This window comes from Mesotoga sp. Brook.08.YT.4.2.5.2. (assembly GCF_003351125.1).
Taxonomy (GTDB): Bacteria; Thermotogota; Thermotogae; order Petrotogales; family Kosmotogaceae; genus Mesotoga.
In genome coordinates, this window is record NZ_JPGZ01000009.1 from 137067 (window position 1) to 162634 (window position 25568).

The window sequence follows — 25568 nt, forward strand, 5'->3', positions numbered from 1 at the left end:
TGCTTATGTATCAAAAGTGGAGTTTTGTTCGCAAAAAAGAAGATATCTGGAGCCGGTAACAAGAATTTCAGGTCTTTGGTAAAGAGTTTCTTGGATTGGGTTAATGAGTAATATAATGGGTCTATAGCCTGTTGATTCCATTTTGAGAGGGTGATTCTCAATGCTTCAGCTGAAGGAAGTATCAAAAATCTACGAAACCGGTGAACTCAAACAAGAAGCACTGAGTGAAGTCTCAGTTTGTTTCCCAAAAAGTGAGTTCGTTGCCATACTCGGTCCCAGCGGTTCAGGCAAAACTACATTACTGAATATTATTGGAGGTTTAGATAGATGTGACTCGGGTGATCTGGTTGTAGAAGGCAAATCAACCAAGGAGTTCAAGGATTGGGAACTTGATTCATATAGAAACAAAAGCGTTGGGTTCATTTTTCAGAGTTTTGGCTTGATTCCTCACCTTTCCATCCTTGACAATGTTGGGTTGGCTATGACTCTCGGTGGAGTGTCGTCTTCAGAGCGAAAGAAGAGGGCTCTCGGTTTGCTTGAAAGAGTAGGCTTGAGCGATCAGGTTCACAAGAAGCCAAGTCAGCTCTCAAATGGGCAGATGCAGAGAGTGGCTATTGCAAGGGCTCTGGCAAACGACCCTGAGATAATCCTGGCCGACGAACCTACTGGATCTCTAGATTCTGTGACTGGCGAACGGACGATTAGGCTAATAAAGGAAGTAGCCAGTGACAAGTTGGTAATCATGGTTACTCATAACGAACAGATTGCAGAGGATTTTGCTGACAGAATCATCGCGCTTCAGGATGGTCGAATTGTTTCAGACACAAGACCATGCTCGGAAGATGATCCCAAGTCAGAACTCAAACTTAAGAAGACGAGTATGGGTTTCTCGACAGCTCTCAAGCTTTCCGCAACCAATATTCTCACTAAGAAGTGGCGAACGGGGCTCACGGTTCTAGCTTCAAGCATTGGAATTATCGGAATTTTTCTTGTTCTTTCGCTTTCAAGCGGTTTTGGAAAACAGCTATCGGGTTTTGAAGCTCAGACTCTATCTACGTTTCCAATAATGATTAGTCAGACAACTATTGACATTGAGTCCCAGAAGCCCCAATTGCTAGAGTATGACGGTCGGTTCGTCTATCCGTATGATCCAAGCGATGAGATCTTGATTCACAACAACGATCTGTCCGAAGAGTATTTGAACTACGTTGAGAGCATAGATCCAAAGCTTCTTTCGGGGTTCACTTACACGCGGCACGTTAACATGAATCTGGTTGCGAGATTCGGAGATATGGCGAAGACGGTAGATCAAACACAGGTGAACTTCACAGCATATCCGGAGAACCGGGATCCCGACACCCCTGGGTATCTGGAAAGCAATTTCGATCTGGTAGCCGGCTCACTCCCAGTAGAGCCAACTGATCTGCTGCTAATAGTAGGCCGAAACAACAGGTTGTCTAAGGAGGTCCTTCAGGCCATAGGAATTGACTATGAAAGAGAGAGAATCGATTTTGGAGATATTCTTGGACTCGAGATTAAGGCAATCTACAACGATGACTTCTACGTGAGGAATGGAATGCGTTTTTCTCCCAGGACGTCTTTGAGCGATCTGATTGAACTGTACTACGGTGACTATGGAATCACTTTACGGATTGTAGGAATTATTAGGCCAAAGAAGCACATTGAGTTCTCGGTTCTTGATGAAGGAATTACTTATTCCGATCGACTGGCTCAGATGTTTATTGAGAATGCACGGCAGTCTGAAATAGTACGAACTCAGAAGGATCTCTACATCAATGTTTTCACTGGAGAGCAATTCGCTTCAGATCTCTTCAACGTTCTTTCGGTTATCCCGCCCGATATCACGGCCCGTCTTGTCGGGGGGATTTCATTGCCTGTGACAAAGAGAAATACCCTTCAGAAGCTCGGAGCATTTGAGACACCGGTTTCCGTAGTACTTTATCCGAAGGACTTCAAATCCAAGGAAAAGATTCTCCAGCATCTTGATGCCTGGAACGAAGGCAAAGCGGAAAATGAAAGAGTTGTCTATATTGATCTCGCATCAACAATTTCAAGATTGCTGGATGGTGTGTTGAACGCCTCGACACTAGTACTGCTTTCGTTTGCTGCGATTTCACTGGTAGTCTCGTTAATAATGGTAGGAATCATAACGTTCATCTCAGTGACAGAGAGAACAAAGGAGATAGGCATTCTCAGGGCGCTTGGAGCAAGGAAGAAGGACATCGGTGCTGTATTCAACGCAGAGAATTTCGTTATAGGGTCATTTTCGGGCGTGATTGGAGTAGCTATCGGCTCATTGCTGGTGCCGGCGATGAATTCGGTAATCGAAAGTTTAACGGGTCTTGCCAATGTGGCTTGCCCGGATCTGATTCATTTTTTTGGGCTCAGTGGAGCAACCATTCTGCTGACAGTTATTGGAGGGTTGATACCCTCAAGGATAGCTGCCAGCAAAGATCCTGTGGAAGCTTTGCGTACTGAATAGGACTCTGCGGTTGAGTCTTAGTCATTTGCGGATGGTCTTCTCCATTTGTTTGGAGTGGTTTCAAGGGCTCTTCGTGGAAAACGTTTGCTGTTACACTTCGCCCAAGACTTCCTTCAGAATGGCTTGAACGAGAGTTGGATGATCATGATCCGGGTATATACAGATTCAGGTCCTTTGAAAGATTTGTGATCTCGACTGAGGGCATCCTGACAAGTTTGCCCGAATCAAATCCGAAAAAAATGAGATAGACTGATTCCGGTGCACCTGCCCTTAGGTAGGCGTCTTTTCCGACCATGATTGTATACTTGGTCTCTACCTCTGGATTCTTGAAGTAGTAGAACTTCTCTTGAGAAAGGCCTGGTTTGAAATTCTTCTGAAAGAAATACCCAGAGTCAGTAGAAGCTTTTTTTATTCCAACCCAGATATCTTTGGTGCCCGTTACGAAAACCCTGAAATACGGTCTATCGCTCGCTTTCTGAGCCTCTGTGATTATGGCTTCCAGATCTACCGTTGTGTTCGAGAGAAAGTTCTTTGCAACTATATACTGCTCCAGTGTCCCTCCCGATCCAAGAAGTCTTTCAACACTTGCGAGCTTTGCCTTGAAATCATCTTCTATTGACAGCAACTCCTGATCATACTGCTTGCGCATTTGAGTAAGCTCGGCTTCCATCTGTCCAACTTTGTTGATGGCAATTAGCGAGAATATGAAACCGATTATCGCCGCCATTATCAGGAAAAGACCGATAGCGAGCGCAGGGGAAGTTCTTCGTCTCTTTGCCATTCTTCACCTCTTTCTCCCGCAAAAGAAGAGATGCTCGGAACGGGCAAAAGTCTCGCGGTTTCTGCAGTATTTGTATTCCCAGTCTGCCGCCGCGCTTATTCTTGAGGCCAGTGCCCTCTCATCATACGGATAGAAGGCAACAACCGATGCTGTGTCAATTAGATCGAACCCACTCTCGCTCAGGCGAAATTCAACTTCGCCCGGAAAGAAAGGTCTGGTCACAAAGACCTTTCTGCTGAGTGAACTATCTCCTATGGGGACCTCTCCACCTTCAATGAGAGCCTTGGCCATCGAATACTCTCCCCTTGAGAGGAAATCCTGCAAGAAGGCCCAAGCATTATCAACGGTAGCTATAAGTACCCCATCTTTCTTAAGTACCCTGCACGCTTCTTTGAGTACTTTCGTCGAGTCTTTGACATAAGAAAGAAGATCGCCCATTGCAAGAACGTAGTCAAAACTCTCCCCTTCAAATGGAAGGTTATCTGCGTTCGACCTGAGAAACCTCACGTTGAGTTCGGCTATCTCGGCCTTCATGGACGCGACCTTCAACATCTCTTCGGCGAGATCCACTCCTGTGACTCTATGGCCTTTTTCTGCAAGATACAATGCCCATCTTCCTGTTCCAGTACCGATATCAAGTACCTCTCCCAAGGTCTCGACATGGTCGGCCAGAAGTCTTTCAACAATGACGTGGAAAAGCCTCCAGTAGGGTTCTTCGTACAAATAATCATATCTACCTGCAATTTCGTTATAGTATTCCCATGACTCCCTCAAACCGGCGCACCTCACAAGAAGAATTACGGCAAATGAGCAATTAACTATAGTATAATACATACTTGCCTGGGATTCAGAAGTTTGTTGACCATAAGAGGAAGTACGATCTGTGAAGATCCCCATGAAACTTCTCAAAGAACCCTTTGAACTCATTAGGGCCAGCAGGAAGACGGTTGAAGTGAGACTCAACGATGATAAGAGAAAGAAGATTTCGGCCGGAGATGTAATTGTCTTAACAAAAATCAGTAGCGGAGAGACTTTGTAAGTGCAGGTCTTGGGGGTAAGATCATTTGCGACTTTTGAAAAATTGTTTGATTCGTATGACGTTGAAAGACCCGGCGAGGATGTTGATAGCTTGCCGAAGGGAATCAGATCTATATTTTCAGATAACGACGAACAAAGATTTGGTGTTCTTGCTATCGAAATTGAGCTTGTCTTAGGGACCTAGAATCGTACTCTCTTCGCTAAAAAACTCTCCAAGCTTCTTTCCCATATCCTTCACGAATGTGTTTATGTCCTTCGACCTTTTTAGGTACCACCAGAAGACCAGTATTCCGATCGTTGCGCCGATATTGTTATATATGAGATCAAGCATTGTGTCGTCGAGACTATTTTCCTGAGCCATACGGTAACCGGGATAACCGCCAAAGATCTTGTCGGAGATGAACTCACCTATTTCCCAAAATACACCTATCATATTGACAATTGATATTCCGGAGAGCCAGACCTTCCACCTAACTGCCTTTTGGGGAAGGTTCGACCAGGCGATCGCCGAGCCGAAAATAAACGGAAAAAGAAAAAAGGCCCCCCAGAATCCACCGAAAATGTGAAGGAAATCGTCGAAAAGGGCGAATTTGTTGTAGAATTCATGCCACAAGCCAAAGAAACTATGAAGAGTGAGGTGCATCAATATGAGAAACCGCGTCTCCTCGTAAATCGGAACTCCTGTAATACCCTGGAATATCCAGGTAGAGTAGCCCAAAAACGCCATGATGAGGTAACCTAGCATATGAGGTAGATGGAAATCGCCAAGAGATCCAAATACCGGTACGAAAAGGAGAAACGAGGAAAGTATATTGATCCATTTAAGTGTGGTATAGAACTTTATGTTGGTTGACAGCATGGACTTGTTTAAAGTTGGTTTGTCGATTAGAGTCTCCCCAAAACTCCACGCGTATGCTCCAAGGATTCTAAGGACGTTCTTTAGAGTCATCAAAGGCCTCCGCAAATTGTCATTTTGTTCCCATTATACACTTATACACAAACTTGCCGGTTCACTATCGATATAATTTAACATAGCAGTTTACAAGTGAAACAGACTGCGGATATTCGCGCGGCTTTGTCAAACTCATTTGTTAGACTATTCAAGAGGTGAGGTTATATGAATTCGAGAAAGAGCTTTGACTTCGATAAGTTAGCCACAATATACTCTCAGCACAGATATCCCAACGAGAAGTTGGTTGAGCACATTTTCAACAGAGTGCACTACGCCGACAGAATACTGGAAGTTGGATGTGGGACTGCTGATTACGTGAGCGTCCTATCAGAACTGCTCTATGCGGATGGTTTTGGATTCGATATTAGTCCATCAATGATTTCCGAGGCTGAAAAGAAGAATCGAACCGTCGATCTGAGAGTAGCTGATGCCAATAAAGCATTTCCTTACGAGGATTCTCAGTTTGATTTTGTTTTTAACATAAATCTTGTCCACTACATTTCCGATCTTGAAAACCTCTTCATGGAGAGCTACAGAGTTATGCAAATCGATGGAAGTGTTCTCACGGTAACTGATTCATGCCAGGACATAGGAGAGAGAACTTTGACTCAGTATTTTCCTGAGACATTGGAGATAGATAGGGAAAGATATCCTGGAAACTCAGCTATAATGTCGGCTATGAAGAAGGCTGGATTCGAAGGCATCTATACTACAAAAGTGAAGACCACCTTTGAGTTCAAGAAGCATCACTATGACCAATACAGAAGCAAGGCCTATTCAGCATTGAGATTGGTATCCGAAAGGGGTTTCAGAGAGGGAATGAAGAAACTTGAAGCGGACATGAACAAAGGACTTGTGATGGGAAGAAAGGCTTATACTCAGATTTGGGGTATCAAGGTAGCGAAGAGAGACTTCGATCTTCCAACGATATTTTCAACAAGGTTCGATGGCAGAGAAAGAAGCAGTTAACAGATGGAGGTATTGTTGTGAGGAAGACGGCGATTAATACTCTGGTCGTAGCTGTTGGTTCATGTTTCTTTTCGTCTGCTATGAGCGGTGGAAAATGAGTCACTTTCTCTGTTCTAAGTGTGGCCGGAGGTATCCTGCAGATACGAGGCAATTCAGGTGCTCATGCGGAGGGACATTCGATCTCGATTTTAGATCTCGGTTTCCAGTGCATGAGATTGAGAAACGCTCTCACAATATGTGGCGCTATCGTGAAGCTTTACCAATCGAGTTTGATTGCTCTATTGTCTCTATGTCTGAAGGGTGCACTGCGTTAGTCGAAGAGGTAATTGGAGGAAGAAGCGTTTTTATCAAGAATGACACACTGTTTCCGACGGGCTCATTCAAGGATAGGGGAGCAAGTGTTCTCATAAGCTATGCGCGCGAACATTCAGTGAAATCGGTAGTCGAAGATTCGTCGGGTAATGCTGGTTGCTCAATCGCTGCTTATGCGTCCAGAGCTGGTATGCGTTGTGAGATATTCGTCCCTGATAGCACATCTCAGAGCAAGTTGAACCAGATCGCGGCCTACAATTCGAGAGTGAAGTTGGTCAAGGGATCTAGAGATGATGTGGCGAGGGAGATTCTCGAAACTGCAAGTATGGAGTTCTATGCTAGCCATGTATACAATCCATTCTTTCTTCACGGGACAAAGACATTTGCCTTCGAAGTATGCGAGCAGCTTGGTTGGAAGAGTCCAGATGCAGTAGTCGTTCCAGTGGGCAATGGGACACTTCTCCTCGGAGTGGCTATAGGATTTGACGAATTGCGTTCTGAAGGCGTAGTTAACAAAGTTCCGAAAATCATTGCGGTTCAATCGAAGAATTGCTCTCCTCTTTTGCAAGCGTTCAATAAGAAGTCTGATCTGCCGTTGCCCCTGAAGATCGAGAAGACCATTGCTGAAGGAATCGCAATTGAAAGGCCAGTTAGGGGAGCGCAAATACTAAAGGCCGTTACCAGAAGCAATGGAACATTTATTGGTGTTGCTGAAGACGAGATTGTTGAGGCGGGAATCGAAATGGCAGGACGTGGGTTCTTCATTGAACCAACTGCGGCAGCAACGATTGCAGGCCTTAAGAAGTATGTCACGTCCAGTAGTTCTCACGAATTGATTGTTTCAGTCTTCTCCGGTCATGGCCTGAAGACGGATCGATAACTCTGCGTACTTCCTTGGTGAGTGTCTTAGTTGAATGTGAGCCTGCTTTTTTTTCAGCTCCTTGAAGCAACTGAGATTCTACTGAGTTCTCTCGATTCGCCAAAGAAGGTTGAACTGGAAGTTTGAGTGAAGATCTTCATTCACGTCGCAGGTTAAGAAGCATCAAGATCACTGTCACTCTTCAGAACTGCGGCTTGCGAGTCAATTATGAATCCAGGTAGAGATTGTGTTACGTTGACCACCCGATTCACTGGTTATATAATTGAGTAAGGAGGTGGTTGAGTTGTTTTGGGATCCAACGTTCATCATACTTATTCCTGCAATCATCCTGGCAGCTTACGCCCAGTTCACCGTCAGTTCTCGCTTTTCACAGTATTCGAAGATCAAGTCGAGCTTTGGATTCAACGGCACTCAGCTTGCTAGGCAGCTATTGGACAACGCCGGTCTACATGACGTCAAGATAGAGAGAATCAGAGGCAATCTTACCGATCACTTTGATCCAAGGAAAAAGGTGGTGCGTCTGTCTGATACTACTCACAACAGCACATCGATAGCTGCGCTGGGTGTGGTTGCGCACGAAATAGGCCATGCAATTCAGGACAAAGAAAAGTATGCACCCCTTGTTGTTCGAAATGCTGTTGTTCCTGTTGCCCAGTTAGGTTCTTCTCTTTCCTGGATAATTTTCATCATAGGTCTCCTCATGGTTTCTCAGATCCTTATAAGAATTGGGATAGTTGTATTCTCTGCGTTCGTGTTCTTTACACTGGTTACGTTGCCGGTGGAGTTCAACGCAAGTTCAAGAGCAAAAAAGCTGCTTTCGTCCATGGGGATGCCTTCGAATGAGCTTAAAGCCGTGAGTTCTGTTTTGGGAGCTGCTGCAATGACGTATGTGGCTTCTGCGGCCACTGCTATTCTTCAGTTGTTGAGAATGCTTATCCTATCTGGATCAGGAAGAGATTAATGCAGGGGGCACGTTCCATAGCCCTCCAGACACTATCCTTTTTTGATACTAACGGGTATATTTCTTTTAAGAAGGTGGAGATGGCACTCTCCACCCTTTCTTCGAGTGATAGGTCCTTCTGTGTGAACCTGATCTACGGAGTTCTTAGAAAGAGGATTCGAATAGACTACGAGCTCTCGCGGTTTCTGAGAAAACCCAACAAACTTCCTGTGGCGGTAAGGAACGCCTTGAGGATTGGTATATTTCAAATCATGTTTCTGGATACCGTACCTGAATATGCTGCTGTAAATTCTTCAGTGAATTTGGTGGGAGTAAGGGAGTTCAGGGACCTTGTCAACGCAATTTTGAGAAAGATTTCCGATACCGGCTATTCGAAAAATCAGCCGCTGAATGTTTTTTACTCCCATCCTGAGTGGCTAGTAGAATACTGGAGAGAAGTAGAATGGATAGACAATGTCGAGGAGCTTCTCGAGTACAATCAGACACCTCCGACTCAAACAGTCCTGGCTTCAGGCAAAGAGGATGAGCTGATAGAGAAGGGTTTCATCTTTGACAAGAGTGAGTATTCTGAGCTTTGCACTGTCTTTCAGAAGGGAAGCTCAATTGAGAACCTAGAGACTCTGGATGAAGTCGAGTATATACTTACAGAAGTGGGAGTTCCTGTGGCCAAGCACAGTGGCAGCCTAACCGGCAGAATCAACGCAATGCCGTGGCTTCTTCATACGCTGACTCGCGACTCGCTTGATACTGCGTCTCATAAGGCCAAGACTCTTCTGAAGAGCTTCTCAAAAGAACATAACGATTTCATCTACTATAGTAAGGCGATCACTAGAGAAGAAAACGATATGGCTATTGGGGTTCTCGGTGAATTCAAATCAAGCAAAATGGGCCACTTTTTCTCGGAAAGGAATATAGTTGCCAGATTCGATGGAAGAGGGTACTGGTTGCAGCCATGGAAAGCTCCCCTTGTCTGTTATGTGGCAAGACTTAGGAGGAAGAAGTGAAGGACGTACTTTCTTTTAGTTTGGACGAACTAAGAGAGGAAATGCTTTCCTTAGAAGAAGCAACATTTCGAGCAAAGCAGATCTTTGACTGGATTTACAGGAAGAAGGCGGTGGACTATTCGGAGATGACAAATCTTCCCGTTAGTCTTCGGGAAAGACTCTTCGGGCTTCTTCCCTTTCCGGTTATGAAAATGGAGGAAAGACAGGTGGCCGATGATGGCACTGAGAAGTTCTTGTGGAAGCTGGAAGATCGCAATCACATTGAATCAGTGCTTCTGAGGCATCCAACTCATACTACGTTCTGCATCTCTTCACAGGTTGGTTGTGCGCTGAACTGCTCCTTCTGTGCTACGGGAGCCGGAGGTTTCACTCGAGACCTGTCTGCAGGCGAAATTGTCGGCCAGGTTGTATTCATGGAAAAGATCAGTGATAAACCTGTTGACAACATAGTTTTTATGGGTATGGGAGAGCCTTTTCTGAATGAGTACAATGTATTTAAAGCGATAAGCATTCTCCACGATCCCGTAGGGAGAGACCTTGGAACGCGGCGATTCACCATATCAACATCCGGTATTCCAGAATCGATAAGGAAGTTGGCCGATTCGAAAATGGATGTTAGACTGTCAGTATCGCTTCATAGTGCAAGAGACGAACTAAGGAGTAAGTTGATGCCTGTTAACAGGAAGTACCCGTTATCAACTCTTAGAGAGGCTCTAGAATACTATCAGCACATCACCGGTAACAGGATAACCGTTGAATATGCAATGATAAAGGGAGTGAATGATTCCAAAGAAGAGGCGCAGCACCTTGTGGAATATCTACGAGGGTTGAAGTCATTCATAAACATAATTCCGGTGAATCCCGTCAATAAGATCTACGACAAACCTTCAGAAAATGTAGTAGTTTCTTTTGTTGAAACTCTAAGAAAAGCAGGGTTTGAAAGTGCCCTGAGGCATGAAAAGGGAAGTGATATCGATGCAGCTTGCGGTCAGCTCAGGCAAAGAAGGAGGTAGGGCTTGGATAGAAGAAAAGGAGTAGTCGTTAGATTCGGAAGCAGAAATATGGAAGTAGTCGATAGCGAAACAGGAGGAAGACTTGTTTGCACCATGCCTGGGCGTTTTAGAATGCAGGGGATAAGACCTATTGTTGGAGATAGGGTTGAGTATACATTGAGCGGCAACGGTCAGGGTCGAATAGAAAGCATTCTTCCCAGAGAGACTGAACTATTAAGACCGCGAATCTCCAATATTGAGCAGATACTTCTTGTACTATCGTTGAAGGAACCGGCTGTTCAGAATACGGTTACTGACCGTTTTCTAGTTCTGGCAGAGTTCGCAAAACTTCCGGTAGTAATAGTTGTAAACAAAGTCGATCTGCTGCACGGAGACGAAATAGAGAGTTTCTGTGAAATCTATGGAGAATACTACGATATCTGCCACGTCTCTTCAAAAGAGCAGATCAACATTGATAGGTTACGAGAGATTCTGAAGGGTAAGGTAAGCGTTATGGCGGGAATGTCGGGCGTTGGTAAGAGCAGTTTGCTTAACACGTTGAATCCCGGTCTAAAGTTGAGGGTGTCAGAAATATCTCGAGGTCTTGAGAGAGGGAGACACACAACATCGTATGTTGAACTGCTTCAATTCGAATTTGGAGGACTGATTGCTGACACTCCAGGTTTTGCTAATCTTGAAATGCCCGAGATAACTCCGGAAAACCTGAAGAGCTATTTCTTGGAGATTACTCAGGAAAATGAAATGTGCGCATTTTCCGATTGCAATCACATTGATGAGCCCGGTTGTTATGTCAAGGAGCTGGTCGAAGCTGGGAGTATTCATAAGAGTCGCTACAACAGTTACCTGAATATGTATAATGAACTGAAGGAAAGAGAAAGAGAGAAGGGAGGAAGAAAACATGGCTAAGATATCTCCCTCTATTCTAGCTGCAGATCTTACAAATCTGGCCTGCGAAGTAAAAAAAGTACGCGAAGCAGATTTTCTTCACATAGATGTTATGGATGGAATGTTTGTCCCCAATATTACTTTCGGAGTGCCTATTATGGAGGCACTTGGAAGACTTGATCATCCTCCATTGGATGTACATTTGATGATAGAGGAGCCCTCAAAGTATGTTAAGGATTACGCATTACTCGGTGCCAAAAACCTCCACGTACATGTCGAGGGAAACTATCATCTTCACAGACTGCTTGGGGAGATAAGGGAGAATGGGGCTAACGCATTCGTTGTGCTGAACCCTTCAACGCCTGTTTCTTCGCTCGAAGAAGTGTTTCCCTTTGTGGATGGTATTCTGGTTATGACAGTCAACCCGGGCTATACAGGCCAGAAATTCATCCCCGAAGCTGCCGCAAAGATCGGAGTTCTCGACCGAATTCGTTCTGAAAAAGGTTTCTCATTCGTTATTGCAGTAGATGGGGGCGTGAGTCTGGGAAACGCGAAGGATTTGGTTGATATGGGAGCGGACATTCTTGTTATGGGGGCAGCCGTATTTAGAGCGAAAGATCCATCGATTGTTGTTGAAAGGATTAAGGAGATTAGACGGTGAAGCTGTATCTTGTGACTTCAAATGAGAACAAGCTTAGGGAGGTGCGGTTACTTTCGCCGGAGAATATCGTGATTGATTCTATTGCAACTATTGTAACGGTTAGAGAGGTTATAGAGAATGCGGAGACCTTCATGGGTAATTCTCTTAAGAAGATCGAAGCATACAAGGAATTGGGTGTCCCTTTGCTTGCAGATGATTCGGGCCTAGTAATTGATTCTTTGGGAGGCTTTCCCGGGATTAGCTCAGCCAGATTCATGGAGGGTAAAGATTATCCTCGAAAGATGGAGGCAATTCTTAGCCGAATGAAAGGCAAAGAAGAAAGGACTGCCAGATTCATCTGTGCAGCCCTCTTCTATGATCCTTCAAGAGAGATGTTGCTTGGTGTAGAAGGCAAGGTTGAAGGTTCCATTGCCCTAGAGATTTCGGGAGAAGATGGTTTTGGCTACGATCCGATATTTATCCCTTCTGGTTTCTCCGAAACATTTGGTATCCTAGGCGATTCAGTCAAAAATGAACTTTCACACAGATCCGATGCATTTAGGAAGCTGTTTTCACTGGTCTCCCTTTATAACGAGAGACAATGAGCAGAATGATTCCAGCAAACAGCAAAGCAACTGAAACTACCTTGGCCGTTCTTATGTCTGTTTGACCTATGTAAAGGCTGTCGAGTCTCAGTCCTTCAACAAAGAATCTAACGATAGAATAGAAGATCATGTACAGCGCAGTGACTTCACCGTAGTTCTTCCTCTTACCAAGATACCAATAAAGAAAGGAAAAGATGGCGACATTTGCGAGGCTCTCGTAAAGAAAAGTCGGATGGAAAAACTCATCTCCAGAATACCCTGGCATCCGGTATCTTAACGGAACAAACATCTTCCATGGGAGCTCGGTAGGTGCGCCATATGCTTCATAATTGAAGAAGTTTCCCCAACGTCCGATAGCCTGAGCCAGTGGCAAAACGGCAGTGAAGATATCCGTGGCCTGCAGAAAGGATAGCTTAGCCTTTTTTCTTAAAGTTACATACAAAAAAACCACAATCAGAGCTGCAAAGAAAGCTCCGTGGATGGCAAGACCACCATCCCATGTTCTCAAGATACTCCAGAAGTCGCCCCTGTAGAAATCGAAATTGAACGCCACGTAGTAGAGTCTTGCGCCCAAAACTCCGAAAATAATCCCGATAAAGACTGCTTCTATCATGTAGTCTTCCTCTATTCCTTCTTTGAGACCCTGGTGTCTTCCTATAAGGTAAGCAACGATGATCCCTGCCGCGATCATCACTCCGTACCATCTGATTGAAAAGGGGCCGAGATTTTCGACTATTACTGGATTAAGTATTAACTCCCCGCTGAATACCGCTTTCAAAAGAAAAAACAACGCAACTACGGAAACAACAGCTACCGATATCAGAACTACTTTCTTCTTCATGTAAACCCCCTGTTTCCAGTTTTCGAAAGGCTTTGGCTTCAGGACGTATTTCACTTACGAAAAACTTGAGCATGCTAATCTTGAGAGGAGTTCTCGTGCAAATCAGCGGCCTCCTGTTGCTCTTCTTCAGATTGGGGTTCCATCTCACTAATAGAAGCCTTTTCTACAACAGCATCCAGAACCTTGTTTCTGATGATCGTGGAAACGATATCACTTCTAACGTCTTCACGAGTGCTCACCATTTCTTTTGCTCTGTCGGCAGAAATCCCCCAATATGGAGCCATCTCTTCAGCAAAGGCTTCAATTTCCTCTTCTTCTGCCTCAAACCCTTCTTTGGATGCTATCTCATGAATGAACCTCGTCTTCTTTATCTCATCGAATACACCCTTTCTGAAGTTATCGACAAGCTTATCTTCGCTTCCGGCCTGATTCAAGTAGTTCTCATAACTCTTATCCTTCTTTGAATTCTCTATTGTTCTCTGAACGAAATAATCAAGTGTCGAATCTGAGATCTCTATCTCTACGAGGTCATTGATCTTATCCATTGCCTGTTGCCTGAGGAAGTCTTTCTGCCAATTGATGAAAGACTCCATTCCCTCCTTTTCGACGATTTCTCTGAGTTCCTCAAGTGAGTTCGCTTCAGCATTCACTGTCTTCGCAAATTCGTCATCTAGATCCAGAGGGTTCTTCTTAAGCACTTCCAAAATCCTTACAGAATAGAAGTACTCGTTATCGGAGTCTTCAAATGTTCTCGTAAACTCAACCGATTCTTCCTTCATCTTTCCGATCACATTTTTCACTATAGGTCTATCGTCTTCTGGGGTGATATTCAACTCCTGGACCTTCTTGTCGGCTATCTTTTTTCCATCTTTTACAATAGTATACTCGATTTTGATTATGTCTCCATTCTCGACTGGGCCGTCCTTAGGTTCTAATATTGCATGCTCATTTCTAAGTTCTTCCAGTCTGTTGTTCACATAATTTAGAACAACTTCGTCTTTCTTTGGTATTTTCAGCTCGAGGTTTGCATAATCGAGAATCTTGATCTCCGGATCTCTGTGAAGCATGACTTCGATGGTTGCTCCCTCTCCCTCCATCTTCTGATCGTTTATCACAGCAGGTATAAGAAGATTCTCATCCTTGATCGCATCCTCAATCTTGTCTGACAGGACTTCGAGGACCATTTCTTCAAAGCTCTCTGCCAAAAAGTTCCTCACTATGTTCAGCGGTACCTTTCCCTTTCTGAATCCTGGTATTGAATATTGTTGGTTCACATATTTGGCTACATCCTTCTCTGCCTGTCTTACTTCTTCTGAATCAAAGGAAAAGAGAAATGTCTCAACATTCTCTTCCTTCTTAACGAAATTCTTTTCCACCGGTAATTACCTCCATTCAGTCGCAAACTGTATTTTTGCTGTCCAATTATACGTATCTGCCTGCTGTTCGGGGTTAAAGTGATGTTATATTAAAGGCTGTGATTACTGGAGTTCTATTAGCTCATACTTTAGGCTTTCCGGTTCGATTATTACCACTGTTGGTCTTCCTGTGAGGTAGCCGCAGCATTCCCCAGGATTGATTATAACTGGTTTGGAATCAAGTCTTATGTCAAGATTATGAGTATGCCCGTAAAGCAAGAAATCTGCTCTAACAGTATCTTTAAGCCCAAAAGGTTCATGCATCACAACCACGCTATAACCCTGGATCTCGATTTCATTGGGGCCCTTCACTAACGAATCACCAAGCATACTTTTTAAGCCAATCAACTCTCCGTCGTTATTTCCGACTACTACGTGAAGCTCCCCGCTGAACCTCAACAGCTCTTCTGCAGCAAACGGCGAAATAAGATCTCCGCAGTGAATAAGAACATCTACCTCGCGGTCTATTGCCACGCTTACAGCCTCGGAAATTCTTGTAATGCTGTCATGAGAATCCGACATTATCATCCATGTCATTCCCCTCACCTCTTGGCATCTTGTATCGTTGAAAACTTAAGGTGAATCGAATACAATTATAACTGCACAGGACCCATGGGACAAAGGGTCTGATATGCATCAGGTGCCTTCGGAGGTTTGATTGATTAAGAAGAGATTGGTAATTCGTTTCTGCTGTGGAGGTCTTCTAAGATTTCTTTCGCATCAGGAGACGGTTACGGCAATAGAAAGGACAATCAGAAGATCGAAATTGCCCGTTACTTACACTCAGGGATTCCACCCTCGGGTCAAAACAGGTTACTCTCAGGCAGTTCCAACAGGGGTGGCAAGTTTTGCGCATTATGTTTTCCTCGAGACAGAGACAGAAGTCTCTGACCCAGTGAAAGCCCTAAACTTTTCCTCTTGTTTCACTCTAAAGGCTCAGAAAGCATGGTATATTCCTTCGAGTTACACAAGAATAGATAATCTGATTGATTCCTACAGATTATCGCTTTCACTTCCGAAAGAGCGCTATGTTCCAGATTCGTATGACAGCGAGCTCAAAGTTTCTAAGAAGACTAAGAGAGGTTACAAAGAATTCAGAGCAGGAGATGTATTTAAGGACCTCACAGTGACTCCCTTGAGAACCGTCTATATGGTAAAATATTCCCAGCCAGTAGACTCAATGGTTTCAGCGGAGGAAATACTCAAGATTTTTTCGAAAGATGGTACCGCTTCTTACGAAGGGGTGTTTGTTTTTGTGGAGGAAGCTCTCGTAAAAGGGAAGCGGACTTCAGATATTCTGGATGAAATAGGAGGGATTCGAAATGTCTGGTCACAATAAGTGGGCGAATATCAAGCACAGGAAAGGCGCTCAGGATGCCAAGAGATCCAAGGTTTTCACGAAAATCATCAGAGAACTAATGGTTGCGGCAAGAGAAGGAGGATCAGATCCTAATACGAACACTTCTCTGAGGGCTGCTATAGAAAGGGCTAGAGGCGCGAATATGCCAAAAGACACAATGGAGAAGGCAATCAAGAAAGGCGCCGGAGAACTTGAGGGGCAAACGTTCTCCGAAGCTCTTTATGAAGGGTATGCTCCTGGAGGGGTAGCACTTCTTATAAGATGTCTTACTGATAACAAGAATAGGACCGCTCAAGAGATCAGGCATACCCTTTCGAAGTACGGTGGCTCTATGGCAGAGAGTGGCGCGGTTAGTTGGATGTTTGAAAGAAAGGGAATCATTACTGTCTCTAAAGAGCAGATTTCCGACCTTGATGAGTTCCAGCTTCTTGCAATCGAGGCAGGAGCCGAGGACATAAAGGACGACACCGATCCAATAGAGATTATAACCCTTCCTGATTCGGTATCTGATGTCAAAACGGCGCTCGAAGAAAACGGGTATTCTCTTTCTTACGAGATGAGCTATATACCAAGCAATAGTCTGAAGGTTGAGGGTTCAGAAGCGGGTAAGCTTTTTAAGCTCCTTGACATTCTTGAGGACAACGATGATGTTCAGGAGGTTTATGACAACTCGGATATTGATGAAGCCGAAATGGAGGCACTTGCCGATCAGTTTGGCTGATATGAACTGCCCGTTTAGGCGACACTTGGAGTGATAACAATTGCCTTCTCTTCTAGGAATTACCCTAGCTCTGATTCTTGATCAGGTAAGTAAGTACTTTGTTGAGAATGAAATGACGTATTTTCAGCGAATAGATTTGGCTGGCGACTTCTTCGGCTTAAGATATGTCAGAAATACGGGTGTTGCGTTCGGTCTATTCAAGAACCAAGAACCCTGGCTTCTGGCTCTTATAGCTGTTGCAATTGTCGTAACGATTGTGATCCTTTCTAATGCAAACTCATCGAAGTTGTCAAAATGGGAGTCCTTCTTCATTGGTCTGATTGCTGGAGGTGCGCTCGGAAATAACCTGATAGACAGACTGAGACTCGGCCATGTAGTTGACTTCTTCGAGCTGAGAGGGTTTCCCGCGATATTCAACTTCGCAGACATGTGTATAGTGTTCGGTGCAGCATTGCTAACTCTTTCAGTATACCGAAGGGAGAAAAGTGCTTCAAGAGATAACAGTCTCCAGGCGTGAAGACGGCTGGAGGCTTGACAAGATAGTAGTTGAGAAAGCCCCCCCGTGGATTTCACGTACTTTTGTGCAGCGGCAGATTATGGAGTCTAAAGTTTTTGTTGACGGAAGAGCTAGAAAGCCGGCGTACAAGGTGAAGTCCGGAGAAATAATAACTTTCGAACTGCCGGACAAGCCCCAAATACTATCAGTAGAACCAGAAGATATCCCTCTAGACATAATATTCGAAGATAGAGACATAATCGTTGTCAATAAGGAACCAGGTATTATTGTTCACCCTCTTCCGAGAAAACAAACCGGCACACTTGTAAACGCTTTGCTTAATCATTGCGGCGATCTTCAAGGTATTGGTGGTGTAACAAGACCCGGGATAGTTCACAGGCTTGACAAAGACACTAGCGGCGTAATAATCGTTGCAAAGAATGATCTTGCTCATGTCTCCCTCTCCTCACAGTTCAAGAACAGGCTGACCTCAAAAGATTATCTTGCTCTCGTTAAGGGTAAGACACCCGCATCTGGCAAGATAGATTACTCCATTGCACGTCATCCCGTAAACAGACTGAAGATGTCAATAAATTGCAACGGTAAGGAATCTCTTACGAATTTTCGGACACTAAGGAACTTTTCTGAACTTGCCTCTTTAGTTCTTGTGAGTCCAAAAACTGGCAGAACTCATCAAATAAGAGTTCATATGAAAGAAAAGGGCTTCCCTCTTCTGGGTGATGCAGTCTACGGAAAGGCAAGAGATGACGAGATATTTGGAGTGAGAAGGCAGATGCTCCATGCACTAAGACTAACCGTCTTACACCCTCGGTCCGGGAGAAGAATGACTTTCTTGGCAACACTTCCTGAAGACATGAAGGAAGCGATAGTTAATCTAAGCGAATTGGTGGAGAAGAAGGCATGAAGACTGCTTTTCTAGTCACGAAGTACGAGTTATTCGGTTCTGTCCTCGAGCTGGGCGAGACGATTGCTGAGTTGAAAAAAAACGGATATGAAAGATGTGTCATAGTTGACTCTTCATTGTCGTCTTTTGTGAAATGGCATACAGCGCTTTCCCGTGCAGGCATAGTAACTGTACCGGGTTTGCACAAAGGAAATGATTATTGGATTGCCAGAAGCGAAAAAGGGTTCAGAGAACTTATGAAAAGCGAGATTATCGAATCCGACGACTTGGTGCATGTTTTGGGAAAACCTCGCAATCTGGATCCCTCGTCAAAGAACCCAATCTGGGAGTGCCGTTATCTTGATCAAAATAGCGAAAGGTTCAGAACATACACATCCTTGGGGGATGTCCTCGAAACGTCCGACTACTCTTTGCCTGATGAAAGACGCTATCTGGATATGGAGAAAGACCTTGGCAAACTCCTTTCTGAATTGCCTCAGGAGTTTGCTATACGGAAGCTGAATCACGTTTTTCCTGTTAGATCAAAGCCTGAGGATTTCTCCGCGTTGCTCGAGAAAATTATCGGATCAAAGAAACTTGGAGCTAGTTACGCTATAAGACTTGAAAGGGAACTTTCGGTGATTCTGGCAAAGGGAATTCAAGATTATTTCATGACTGTCTCAAAGATCGTTGAGATAGCAAAGACCGGTGGTTGTTGGATTGGCCCTGGAAGGGGATCGGCCGTTGGTTCACTTGTAAGTTATCTGCTTGGAATAACACGTATTGATCCCGTTGAAGAAGAACTCTTTTTTGAAAGGTTCTTGAGTTTGAAGCGCGAAGATCCACCAGATATTGATCTTGACGTTGATGATGAATCGAGGCAAGCACTTCTAAGGAGTTTGAAAGACCACTTTGGAAGCGATCATCTATGCCTCATTAGGACGGCATCTACTTACGGATTCAAGGGGGCGGCTCGGGAAATTGGCAGAAAGCTCGGTATTGATGGTCAAAGAATATCGAGGCTAATCGAGTGGAGCAAAGAAGGGCAAAGATTTCCCTACGCGTTTGAAGGGGACGTTGACATGAAACAGCTCTTTGATATGTCAAGAAGCATTGTAGGTCTGTACTCAGGTTTTTCAATTCATGCAGCGGGCCTAATTCTGTCTGATTACCCTATTTCCGGATTGATTCCACTCGATTCAGGCGGTGATCTTCCTGTCTCTCTATGGGATATGAATTCTCTCAGCATCATGGGTTTGCAGAAGATCGATCTTCTGGGACTCAGGAACCTTTCGCTTCTTAAGAAGATGGCGAAGGGCAAGGAGCCCTGGCATTCCCCTACGAACGATGCTAGAACGTACGAAATACTGGAAAAAGGCTACACTGCCGGCGTGTTTCAGCTCGAGGCCCCGTACGCCACGAAGGTTGTTAGATCAGTCAAACCTATATCGTTGAAAGACTTGTCGATATCGATCGCCCTCAATAGACCTGGACCAATCAAATCGGGAGTCACGGAACGCTTCCTCAGACTATCCAGAAATCCCTCTGATCTGGAAAGAATTAAAAGAAAGGTTCCAGTGCTTGCGGAGACCGGTGGCCTTCTAGTTTATCAGGAACAGGTTCTCAAAATCGCTTCCAGTTTGCTTTCTCTTGAAGCAGACGATGGAGAGCTTTTGAGAAGAGCTCTTTCAAAGAAAGACAAAGAGGTTGTGAATAGCTTGTTCAGAGCTTCACCCGGGTACAGCAAACTCACTCCTGAAAGAAGAGAGAAACTGCTGTCCTTCCTTATGGACTTCGCTGGATATGCATTCAACAAGTCTCACAGTCTAAGTTATGCAATGATCTCTTATTGGTTGGCATACTTCAAAGCGAATCACCCCGAAGTCTTCTATCCGCTTATCTTAGTTGAATTACCCAGAAACTCTCTCACGCGCATTGTTGCTGAGATAAGAGACAGGGGATTTTCATTACGTACAGAAGATAGATCAGTGCAAAGTCGAGATTATGTGACAGTTTCGATTCCCAGGCTGCTAAATATCGACTACTTGAAACCGGTTCCAGACGAGAATTCCTTTTTCACTTTTGTCAGAAACAATAGGTCCCGTTGTCAGGCGAGGGACCTGGAAAAACTAATAAAGAGTGGCTACCTCGATCGCTTCGGTCCAAGAAACGAGTTGTTGAAGAGAATGAATGATGCACTGGCCGGAGTTAATCCAGAACTGAAATCGATTCGTTCGGTGTTCGGGTACAAGGAAGATGAACAAGAAGCAAGGGAGAGCGATACAGATATTGATAGAGCGATGATGGAAGTTGAAGTTCTTGGTTTCAATTTGACGGAGATACAGCCGCCGGACATTTCCCGAAGACCGACTGATTTCGAACTAACAACGGCTCTTGCACGTTTGAGAACGGGAATCGCTGCGTTCAAAAGGGTAGACTACCTCGGCAGAAGCTTTGTAACTGATGGGAGGTCCTTTGTGGAGATAGCCGGGCAAGCGCCTCTTCAGGGCTATGTGCTGTTCAAGATCGGGAGACCAACGGAAATGAAAGAGCGCATTACAGAGGTGAACAGAGTTTTCCACGGTCAAATTGATAGGAGGTTTCTTGCTGCAGGCTCCGATTACGAAAAAGTCATAATCAAATCTAAAGACTCTCAGACAGTGGTCCCCAATGCAAAGCCTTCGGAAATTGACTCAGATGAGATAATCTGGAAGTAGTACATGGAGGAGATAATGGAGATCTATTTCGTCAGGCACGGAGAAACTGAGTGGAACAACAGCAATCGCTGGCAGGGAAGATCGGATATTCCACTTTCAGAAAGGGGCAGGAACCAGGCTATACAGACTGGAGAGTTTCTCAGGAAGATTGGTCTAAGACCGGCGGCTCTCTATGCCAGTGACTTGAAGAGAGCAAAAGAGACGGCAGAGATTATTGGTCAAACTCTCAGGATCAAGCCAATCGTCAATCCGGTCCTCCGCGAAGCCGATGTTGGTTTGTGGAATGGCCTCGAAATTAGCGAGGCTTTCAGAAATCACGGCAATCTAATTGAACATTGGCAAAAGGATCCGTGGGCTGACATTGCAAAAACAGAGTCCCTTGGCGAAGTGCAGAGAAGAGCGGTGAGCTTTCTTAAGTTCGTATCAACCGCTTTCGCGGGAAAACAGGTAGTTGCCGTCTCTCATGCTTTGCTAATAAGGACTGTCATCTGCTACTCAATGGGCCTGCCTCTGGAGAACCATTACAGACTCTCAATGCATAACTGTTCAGTGTCTTCGATCATTGTTGAGGGTGGGGAAACAAAGGTTCATGAACTGAATCTCTGGCGTCATCTGGAAGAAGAGCAGGTATTATGAATCTGAGAGTGAACTTCGTTCCCCGTGTCCTTGACGAACAAACCGATATCGCAGTTGTAATTGATGTCTTGCGGGCGACCAGTACTATCACGACGGCGCTTCATCTTGGCGCAAAAAAAGTGATTCCTGTGGAATCGGTCGAGGAGGCTTTGGAGTGCAGAAAGCGGGATCGCGAGGTGCTTCTTGGAGGAGAGAGAGGATCGATGAAGATAGAGGGATTCGATCTGGCAAACTCCCCAGTTGCTCTCTGCAAGAAGATGATCTTTGGAAAAGAGTTGGTTATGACGACAACGAATGGGACAAACGCTGCACTCTTGTCGAAACGTGCCGGAAGGCTTGTTGCTGCCTCCTTTTTGAATCTTGAAAGTATAAACGGGTTTCTTGAGAGTGAAGGCGGCAGGATTGAGCTCCAGTGCGCCGGCTCTAGTGGAAGAGTTTCACTTGAGGATGTCTTGCTTGCAGGTGCAATTGTATCCGGATTGGGAATGGGTTGTACCGATGATGGTTGCTCGTTAGCTTCGCTCCTGTATGAATCGGCCAAGAGTGATTTGGAGAGCTTTTTAATTGAGAACGGCTTTCACGCGAGAAGACTTCTCTCTCTAGGGTTTGGTGATGATATAAGCTTTTGTGCTAGAATCAACATGTACAATCTTCTCCCGTTGTGGCGGGACGGTGGGTTCGTACGGGGGTAGTTTAATGGAGTTTGTTTCAAATTTCTTTTTTGTTATCGCGATGGGAGCGCTCTTTCTGTCACTGATTTTCTTCGAAATTGGAACTAAGAAGGTGCGTAGGCCGAAGAGCGAGGTGAAGCCTGAAGATTACAAACCTTACGATAGGAAAGGCTGGTACTCTCTGTTGGCAGCAGGAGGGTTTCTAGGTCTATCTTTGTTGTTTGCATTGATTTTCTGATGGTCGAGGGGGTTGATTGAATGCCTAGCAAGCTAGCAGTTGACAGTATCGTCTCGAAACTGCCGGGGGTGCACAGCGCCAGAATAGTTTATGACGAAAACGGCGAAATGGTCGAGATTCACGTTTTGGCGGACATTTCCAAACCGGCAAAGCAGTTGGTAAGAGATATTGAAACGGCAATATACGCTTCAACGGGTGTCAAGATCGATAGGAAGATCGTATCTATTGCACAGATATCCCTAGATTCAGACGATGAAGAGGAAGCTTCGGTTGTAAGACCTTACCAGAAGGAAGAAGTCCAAGGTTACAACTTCCAACTTACAATTCTTGAGACGCGCGCAACGATGCGAAAACTAGACATTACGGTAATGCTAGATTATGAGGGAAGAGAACTTGAGGGTTCGTCAATTGTAGATATTGGTGACGACGAGAAGTACATGGCAATCGTGGAATCAACTGTTGCAGCAATAAGGGATGTCATTCCAAGTTTCAGAATAGAGTTCATCGAAAAGCTGGAGTACGGGATGACTGAAATTGTAATGGCGGTAGGTTCTGCATTGGTAAATGGAAAGAGAAAGAGAGAAGCCGGCGCTAGACTGTGCAAGAAGGACAGTCTTAGTGATTTCGCACTAGTGGTTCTCGAGATAATCAATAAGATCTGAATGAGGATACTAACTAATACTTCGGAGGTGTTCCAATGGTTTTGTCGCGCTTTGTCTCTTCTGTAACGCCTTCGGCGACCTTGGAATTCAATAAGAAGGCGTTGGAACTCGCTCGATCAGGAGAGGATGTTGTAAAGTTCACTGCTGGTGAACCGGATTTTCCTACTCCCCGCCCAATTGTCGATGCAGCAATAAAAGCTCTCAATGAGGGAAAAACGAAGTATACGAACGCCGCTGGAATAGATGAGTTGAGAAAGGCGATAGCTCTGAAACTTCAGAAGGAAAACAACATGACTTACTCACCCGAAGAGATTGTTGTTGCGAACGGTGGAAAACAAGCTATCTACAACGTTCTGAAGGCTTTGCTCAACGTTGGCGATGAGGTGATAATCATTTCGCCTGCATGGGTAAGCTATGAGGCGCAGATTCTTCTCTGTGGTGGTGTACCGGTCATAGTGCAGGCTGATGTTGAGAGAGACTTCATTCCTGAGATCGGCGAAATTGAGAGTTCCATTACCGACAAAACGAAAGCGATTATGATAAATTCTCCGAACAACCCGACCGGGGCAATCTATCCAGAGAGTTTCCTAGGGGAACTGGCAGACCTTTGCATAAAGGAAGATCTCTTTGTCATCTCCGATGAAGTGTATGAAAAGCTTGTATTCGATGCTTCTCACTTATCAATAGCCTCGATGAATGGAATGAAGGAACGTTCAGCGGTCATAAACGCTTTCTCCAAGACATACGCAATGACGGGCTGGAGAGTAGGCTATTCCGCCACATCCACTAAGCTGGCAAGAGAGATATCTAAAATCCAGAGCCACCTTACATCAAATGTTAATACTATGGCTCAGTATGCAGCCTTGAAGGCGTTTGAGGTCGATACCTCTTCCATGGTTGAGGAGTTTCGGAAGAGAAGAGATCTGGTTGTATCAAGGCTTTCTGAGATTGGACTCAAATTCAGCAAGCCTGCGGGAGCTTTTTATGTATTTATAGATATCAGACCATTCCTTGGCCAAAGGTATGTGAATTCCAACGAATTTGCTCTTGGGCTTCTCGAGGAGCAGAAAGTGGGGATGGTTCCGGGAAGTGCGTTCAGTTGCGAAGGCTTCATAAGAATGTCTTACTCCAGTTCGGTTGAAGAACTGAAGAAGGGAATTGACAGATTTGGGAGATTTCTCAAGGCGATTTGACTAGCGGCCAGTCCAGTCCAGGCTCCATTTAAACGATTGAGTTAGAAGCTGGACACTTTCTAGATCGGATTTTGAAAGGTCGTCCAGCATTCTGTTCATAGCATCTCTAAAGGCGTATTGTGTGTTTCCTGAACGGATCTCCATGAGACATTCTACAGTAGCTGCGAACTGATCGGCTGCCCACACAATTCTGCCTTCCAATGATTCAAATGGATCCAGCATTCTGAGTTTAAGCTCTTTGATAAGTTCATCGGGCATTCCGTCCAGCAGGTTCTCGGTAACCATCTGCTCTTCAACTTGAGCGATCACCTCATCAAATCCAGGGACTTTCTTCTTTGTTGGTGTGATTATGTCACCGGTCATGCTTTCTGGAATGTCGTGCAGAAGGGCGCGTTTTACAGATTCAACGGGGTTTATTGCAGTGCCTTTCTCCTCCTCAATACAGGAAAGAATGTATGCAGTTATTGTAACATAGGATGAATGGGCTGCTACAGTGGTTGGAACGTTTCTATTCAGCCGATTCCAGCGGACAGCTCTTAACAGAACGATCAAAGCGTTAGTGTAGCGTTCAAGCCATGGGGTGTCCATGATAAGGCGGTATGGTTCGAAGTCTCTGAAGATTTCGATTCGTTTCTCGAGCCCTTTCAATGGTCGGCTGAAGAAGTCCGGGAAACTCCTTGCATGTAGGCCCGCCTCTAGTCTGGCAGACAAGAGATCTCCCGTCTGGATTATTTTGCCCTCGACAGAATCATCTTTTGAATTGACCATAGACAGATAGAATGGGTTGTGCCGTTCTTCGGGCAAGTATTGAACGATTTCCTCAACGGTTCTCGAAAAAACATCGTTCCATTTATCTGGTGAAAGAGATTTTATCAGAACCTTGGTGTCAACAGAGATGTCGGAAAGAAGGCATTTTGGCAGTTCCTTCAGAACCAGTCTCTGAAAGAGTTCCTCCTGGTTGATATCGAGGCCACTCAGCCTGGCCATCTCTGACATCAGTAAACTGTATTGGGCGGAGATGAAGGCATTCTCTGCTTCGTTAGTCCTTAGAAGAGTGGGTGTGTTGTTCCACCTATACATTGTGAAGAGATTTGTTGCGAGTTCTAGTAGCTTCACGTATCCTTGAAACACGGAGACACCTCCCCAGCAGGGTCAAAGATCACACTGATAC

Annotated in this window: 27 protein-coding genes; 20 read left to right on the top strand and 7 right to left on the bottom strand. The window is 44.9% G+C overall.

The window, feature by feature from the left end; all coding sequences use genetic code 11:
- Positions 1-160 precede the first annotated feature (160 nt).
- Positions 161-2503, top strand: coding sequence for an ATP-binding cassette domain-containing protein (locus Q502_RS02835; RefSeq protein ID WP_099828861.1), 2343 nt, complete (start codon positions 161-163; stop codon positions 2501-2503).
- A 142-nt stretch (positions 2504-2645) separates the two neighbouring features.
- Here the strand turns inward: Q502_RS02835 and Q502_RS02840 are convergent, their stop codons facing one another.
- Together Q502_RS02840 and Q502_RS02845 are read right to left on the bottom strand one after the other, a co-directional pair.
- The gene (locus tag Q502_RS02840) at positions 2646-3284 is read right to left on the bottom strand and encodes a hypothetical protein (RefSeq protein ID WP_099828862.1); all 639 of its coding nucleotides are present in this window, start codon (positions 3282-3284) and stop codon (positions 2646-2648) included.
- Between the two features lie 3 nt (positions 3285-3287).
- Positions 3288-4058 carry a class I SAM-dependent methyltransferase gene (locus Q502_RS02845; protein ID WP_099828863.1) on the bottom strand — a complete coding sequence of 257 codons (771 nt, stop codon included), beginning with the start codon at positions 4056-4058 and terminating at the stop codon, positions 3288-3290.
- A gap of 109 nt (positions 4059-4167) precedes the next feature.
- Here Q502_RS02845 and Q502_RS14260 point away from each other — a divergent pair, with 109 nt between their 5' ends.
- Complete coding sequence (locus Q502_RS14260; protein ID WP_165775329.1) at positions 4168-4323, top strand: ASCH domain-containing protein; 156 nt, start codon at positions 4168-4170, stop codon at positions 4321-4323.
- A 171-nt stretch (positions 4324-4494) separates the two neighbouring features.
- Here Q502_RS14260 and Q502_RS02855 read toward each other — a convergent pair whose 3' ends face one another.
- Positions 4495-5271 (bottom strand): hypothetical protein, encoded by a 777-nt coding sequence (locus Q502_RS02855; protein ID WP_099828865.1) that lies wholly within the window; start codon positions 5269-5271, stop codon positions 4495-4497.
- 168 nt (positions 5272-5439) lie between these two features.
- Between Q502_RS02855 and Q502_RS02860 the strand changes: the two genes are divergently transcribed.
- From Q502_RS02860 to rdgB, 8 genes are all read left to right on the top strand, one after another.
- The gene (locus Q502_RS02860) at positions 5440-6243 is read left to right on the top strand and encodes a class I SAM-dependent methyltransferase (RefSeq protein ID WP_099828866.1); all 804 of its coding nucleotides are present in this window, start codon (positions 5440-5442) and stop codon (positions 6241-6243) included.
- Between the two features lie 235 nt (positions 6244-6478).
- Positions 6479-7435, top strand: coding sequence for a threonine synthase (gene thrC / locus Q502_RS02865; RefSeq protein ID WP_243392218.1), 957 nt, complete (start codon positions 6479-6481; stop codon positions 7433-7435).
- Positions 7436-7718: 283 nt separating this feature from the next.
- Entirely contained in the window at positions 7719-8396 is a 678-nt protein-coding gene (locus Q502_RS02870) for a zinc metallopeptidase (protein ID WP_099828868.1), read from the top strand.
- Entirely contained in the window at positions 8396-9400 is a 1005-nt protein-coding gene (locus tag Q502_RS02875; RefSeq protein ID WP_099828869.1) for a transcription antitermination factor NusB, read from the top strand. The genes Q502_RS02870 and Q502_RS02875 overlap by 1 nt, the downstream gene beginning before the upstream one ends.
- Positions 9397-10413 (top strand): 23S rRNA (adenine(2503)-C(2))-methyltransferase RlmN, encoded by a 1017-nt coding sequence (rlmN, locus tag Q502_RS02880; protein WP_099828870.1) that lies wholly within the window; start codon positions 9397-9399, stop codon positions 10411-10413. Before Q502_RS02875 ends, rlmN begins: the two co-directional genes overlap by 4 nt.
- A 3-nt stretch (positions 10414-10416) precedes the next feature.
- Positions 10417-11319 carry a ribosome small subunit-dependent GTPase A gene (rsgA, locus tag Q502_RS02885; RefSeq protein ID WP_099828871.1) on the top strand — a complete coding sequence of 301 codons (903 nt, stop codon included), beginning with the start codon at positions 10417-10419 and terminating at the stop codon, positions 11317-11319.
- On the top strand, positions 11312-11959 hold the full coding sequence (rpe, locus tag Q502_RS02890) for a ribulose-phosphate 3-epimerase (protein ID WP_099828872.1): 648 nt from the start codon (positions 11312-11314) through the stop codon (positions 11957-11959). The genes rsgA and rpe overlap by 8 nt, the downstream gene beginning before the upstream one ends.
- Positions 11956-12543: an RdgB/HAM1 family non-canonical purine NTP pyrophosphatase gene (gene rdgB / locus Q502_RS02895; protein WP_099828873.1), complete on the top strand. Its 588-nt coding sequence runs from the start codon at positions 11956-11958 to the stop codon at positions 12541-12543. The genes rpe and rdgB overlap by 4 nt, the downstream gene beginning before the upstream one ends.
- Here the strand turns inward: rdgB and lgt are convergent.
- The 3 genes from lgt to Q502_RS02910 all read right to left on the bottom strand — a co-directional run bounded on the left by lgt (position 12497) and on the right by Q502_RS02910 (position 15336).
- Positions 12497-13384 (bottom strand): prolipoprotein diacylglyceryl transferase, encoded by an 888-nt coding sequence (lgt, locus tag Q502_RS02900; protein WP_099828874.1) that lies wholly within the window; start codon positions 13382-13384, stop codon positions 12497-12499. The genes rdgB and lgt overlap by 47 nt on opposite strands.
- A 74-nt stretch (positions 13385-13458) precedes the next feature.
- Positions 13459-14760 carry a trigger factor gene (gene tig, locus Q502_RS02905; RefSeq protein ID WP_099828875.1) on the bottom strand — a complete coding sequence of 434 codons (1302 nt, stop codon included), beginning with the start codon at positions 14758-14760 and terminating at the stop codon, positions 13459-13461.
- Positions 14761-14862: 102 nt separating this feature from the next.
- Positions 14863-15336 (bottom strand): metallophosphoesterase, encoded by a 474-nt coding sequence (locus Q502_RS02910; RefSeq protein WP_243392220.1) that lies wholly within the window; start codon positions 15334-15336, stop codon positions 14863-14865.
- A 121-nt stretch (positions 15337-15457) separates the two neighbouring features.
- Here Q502_RS02910 and Q502_RS02915 point away from each other — a divergent pair, with 121 nt between their 5' ends.
- The 10 genes from Q502_RS02915 to aspC are packed head-to-tail and all read left to right on the top strand — an operon-like array spanning position 15458 to position 24397.
- On the top strand, positions 15458-16138 hold the full coding sequence (locus Q502_RS02915; protein WP_099828876.1) for a TIGR03936 family radical SAM-associated protein: 681 nt from the start codon (positions 15458-15460) through the stop codon (positions 16136-16138).
- The gene (locus Q502_RS02920) at positions 16122-16880 is read left to right on the top strand and encodes a YebC/PmpR family DNA-binding transcriptional regulator (protein WP_099828877.1); all 759 of its coding nucleotides are present in this window, start codon (positions 16122-16124) and stop codon (positions 16878-16880) included. The genes Q502_RS02915 and Q502_RS02920 overlap by 17 nt, the downstream gene beginning before the upstream one ends.
- 40 nt (positions 16881-16920) lie before the next feature.
- The gene (gene lspA / locus Q502_RS02925) at positions 16921-17397 is read left to right on the top strand and encodes a signal peptidase II (RefSeq protein ID WP_099828878.1); all 477 of its coding nucleotides are present in this window, start codon (positions 16921-16923) and stop codon (positions 17395-17397) included.
- On the top strand, positions 17366-18301 hold the full coding sequence (locus tag Q502_RS02930; RefSeq protein ID WP_099828879.1) for an RluA family pseudouridine synthase: 936 nt from the start codon (positions 17366-17368) through the stop codon (positions 18299-18301). Before lspA ends, Q502_RS02930 begins: the two co-directional genes overlap by 32 nt.
- Positions 18298-20997, top strand: a complete 2700-nt coding sequence (locus Q502_RS02935) for a DNA polymerase III subunit alpha (RefSeq protein WP_099828880.1) — start codon at positions 18298-18300, stop codon at positions 20995-20997. Before Q502_RS02930 ends, Q502_RS02935 begins: the two co-directional genes overlap by 4 nt.
- 15 nt (positions 20998-21012) lie before the next feature.
- Positions 21013-21633 (top strand): histidine phosphatase family protein, encoded by a 621-nt coding sequence (locus Q502_RS02940; protein ID WP_099828881.1) that lies wholly within the window; start codon positions 21013-21015, stop codon positions 21631-21633.
- Positions 21630-22325: a 2-phosphosulfolactate phosphatase gene (locus tag Q502_RS02945; protein ID WP_099828882.1), complete on the top strand. Its 696-nt coding sequence runs from the start codon at positions 21630-21632 to the stop codon at positions 22323-22325. The genes Q502_RS02940 and Q502_RS02945 overlap by 4 nt, the downstream gene beginning before the upstream one ends.
- A gap of 4 nt (positions 22326-22329) precedes the next feature.
- A complete protein-coding gene (locus tag Q502_RS02950) occupies positions 22330-22542 on the top strand; it encodes a hypothetical protein (RefSeq protein WP_099828883.1) in 213 nt (70 codons plus the stop codon).
- Between the two features lie 20 nt (positions 22543-22562).
- On the top strand, positions 22563-23204 hold the full coding sequence (locus tag Q502_RS02955; protein ID WP_099828884.1) for a hypothetical protein: 642 nt from the start codon (positions 22563-22565) through the stop codon (positions 23202-23204).
- Between the two features lie 35 nt (positions 23205-23239).
- Positions 23240-24397, top strand: coding sequence for an aspartate aminotransferase (aspC, locus tag Q502_RS02960; RefSeq protein ID WP_099828885.1), 1158 nt, complete (start codon positions 23240-23242; stop codon positions 24395-24397).
- Here aspC and Q502_RS02965 read toward each other — a convergent pair whose 3' ends face one another.
- Positions 24398-25528, bottom strand: a complete 1131-nt coding sequence (locus Q502_RS02965) for an HD family hydrolase (RefSeq protein WP_099828886.1) — start codon at positions 25526-25528, stop codon at positions 24398-24400.
- Positions 25529-25568 lie beyond the last annotated feature (40 nt).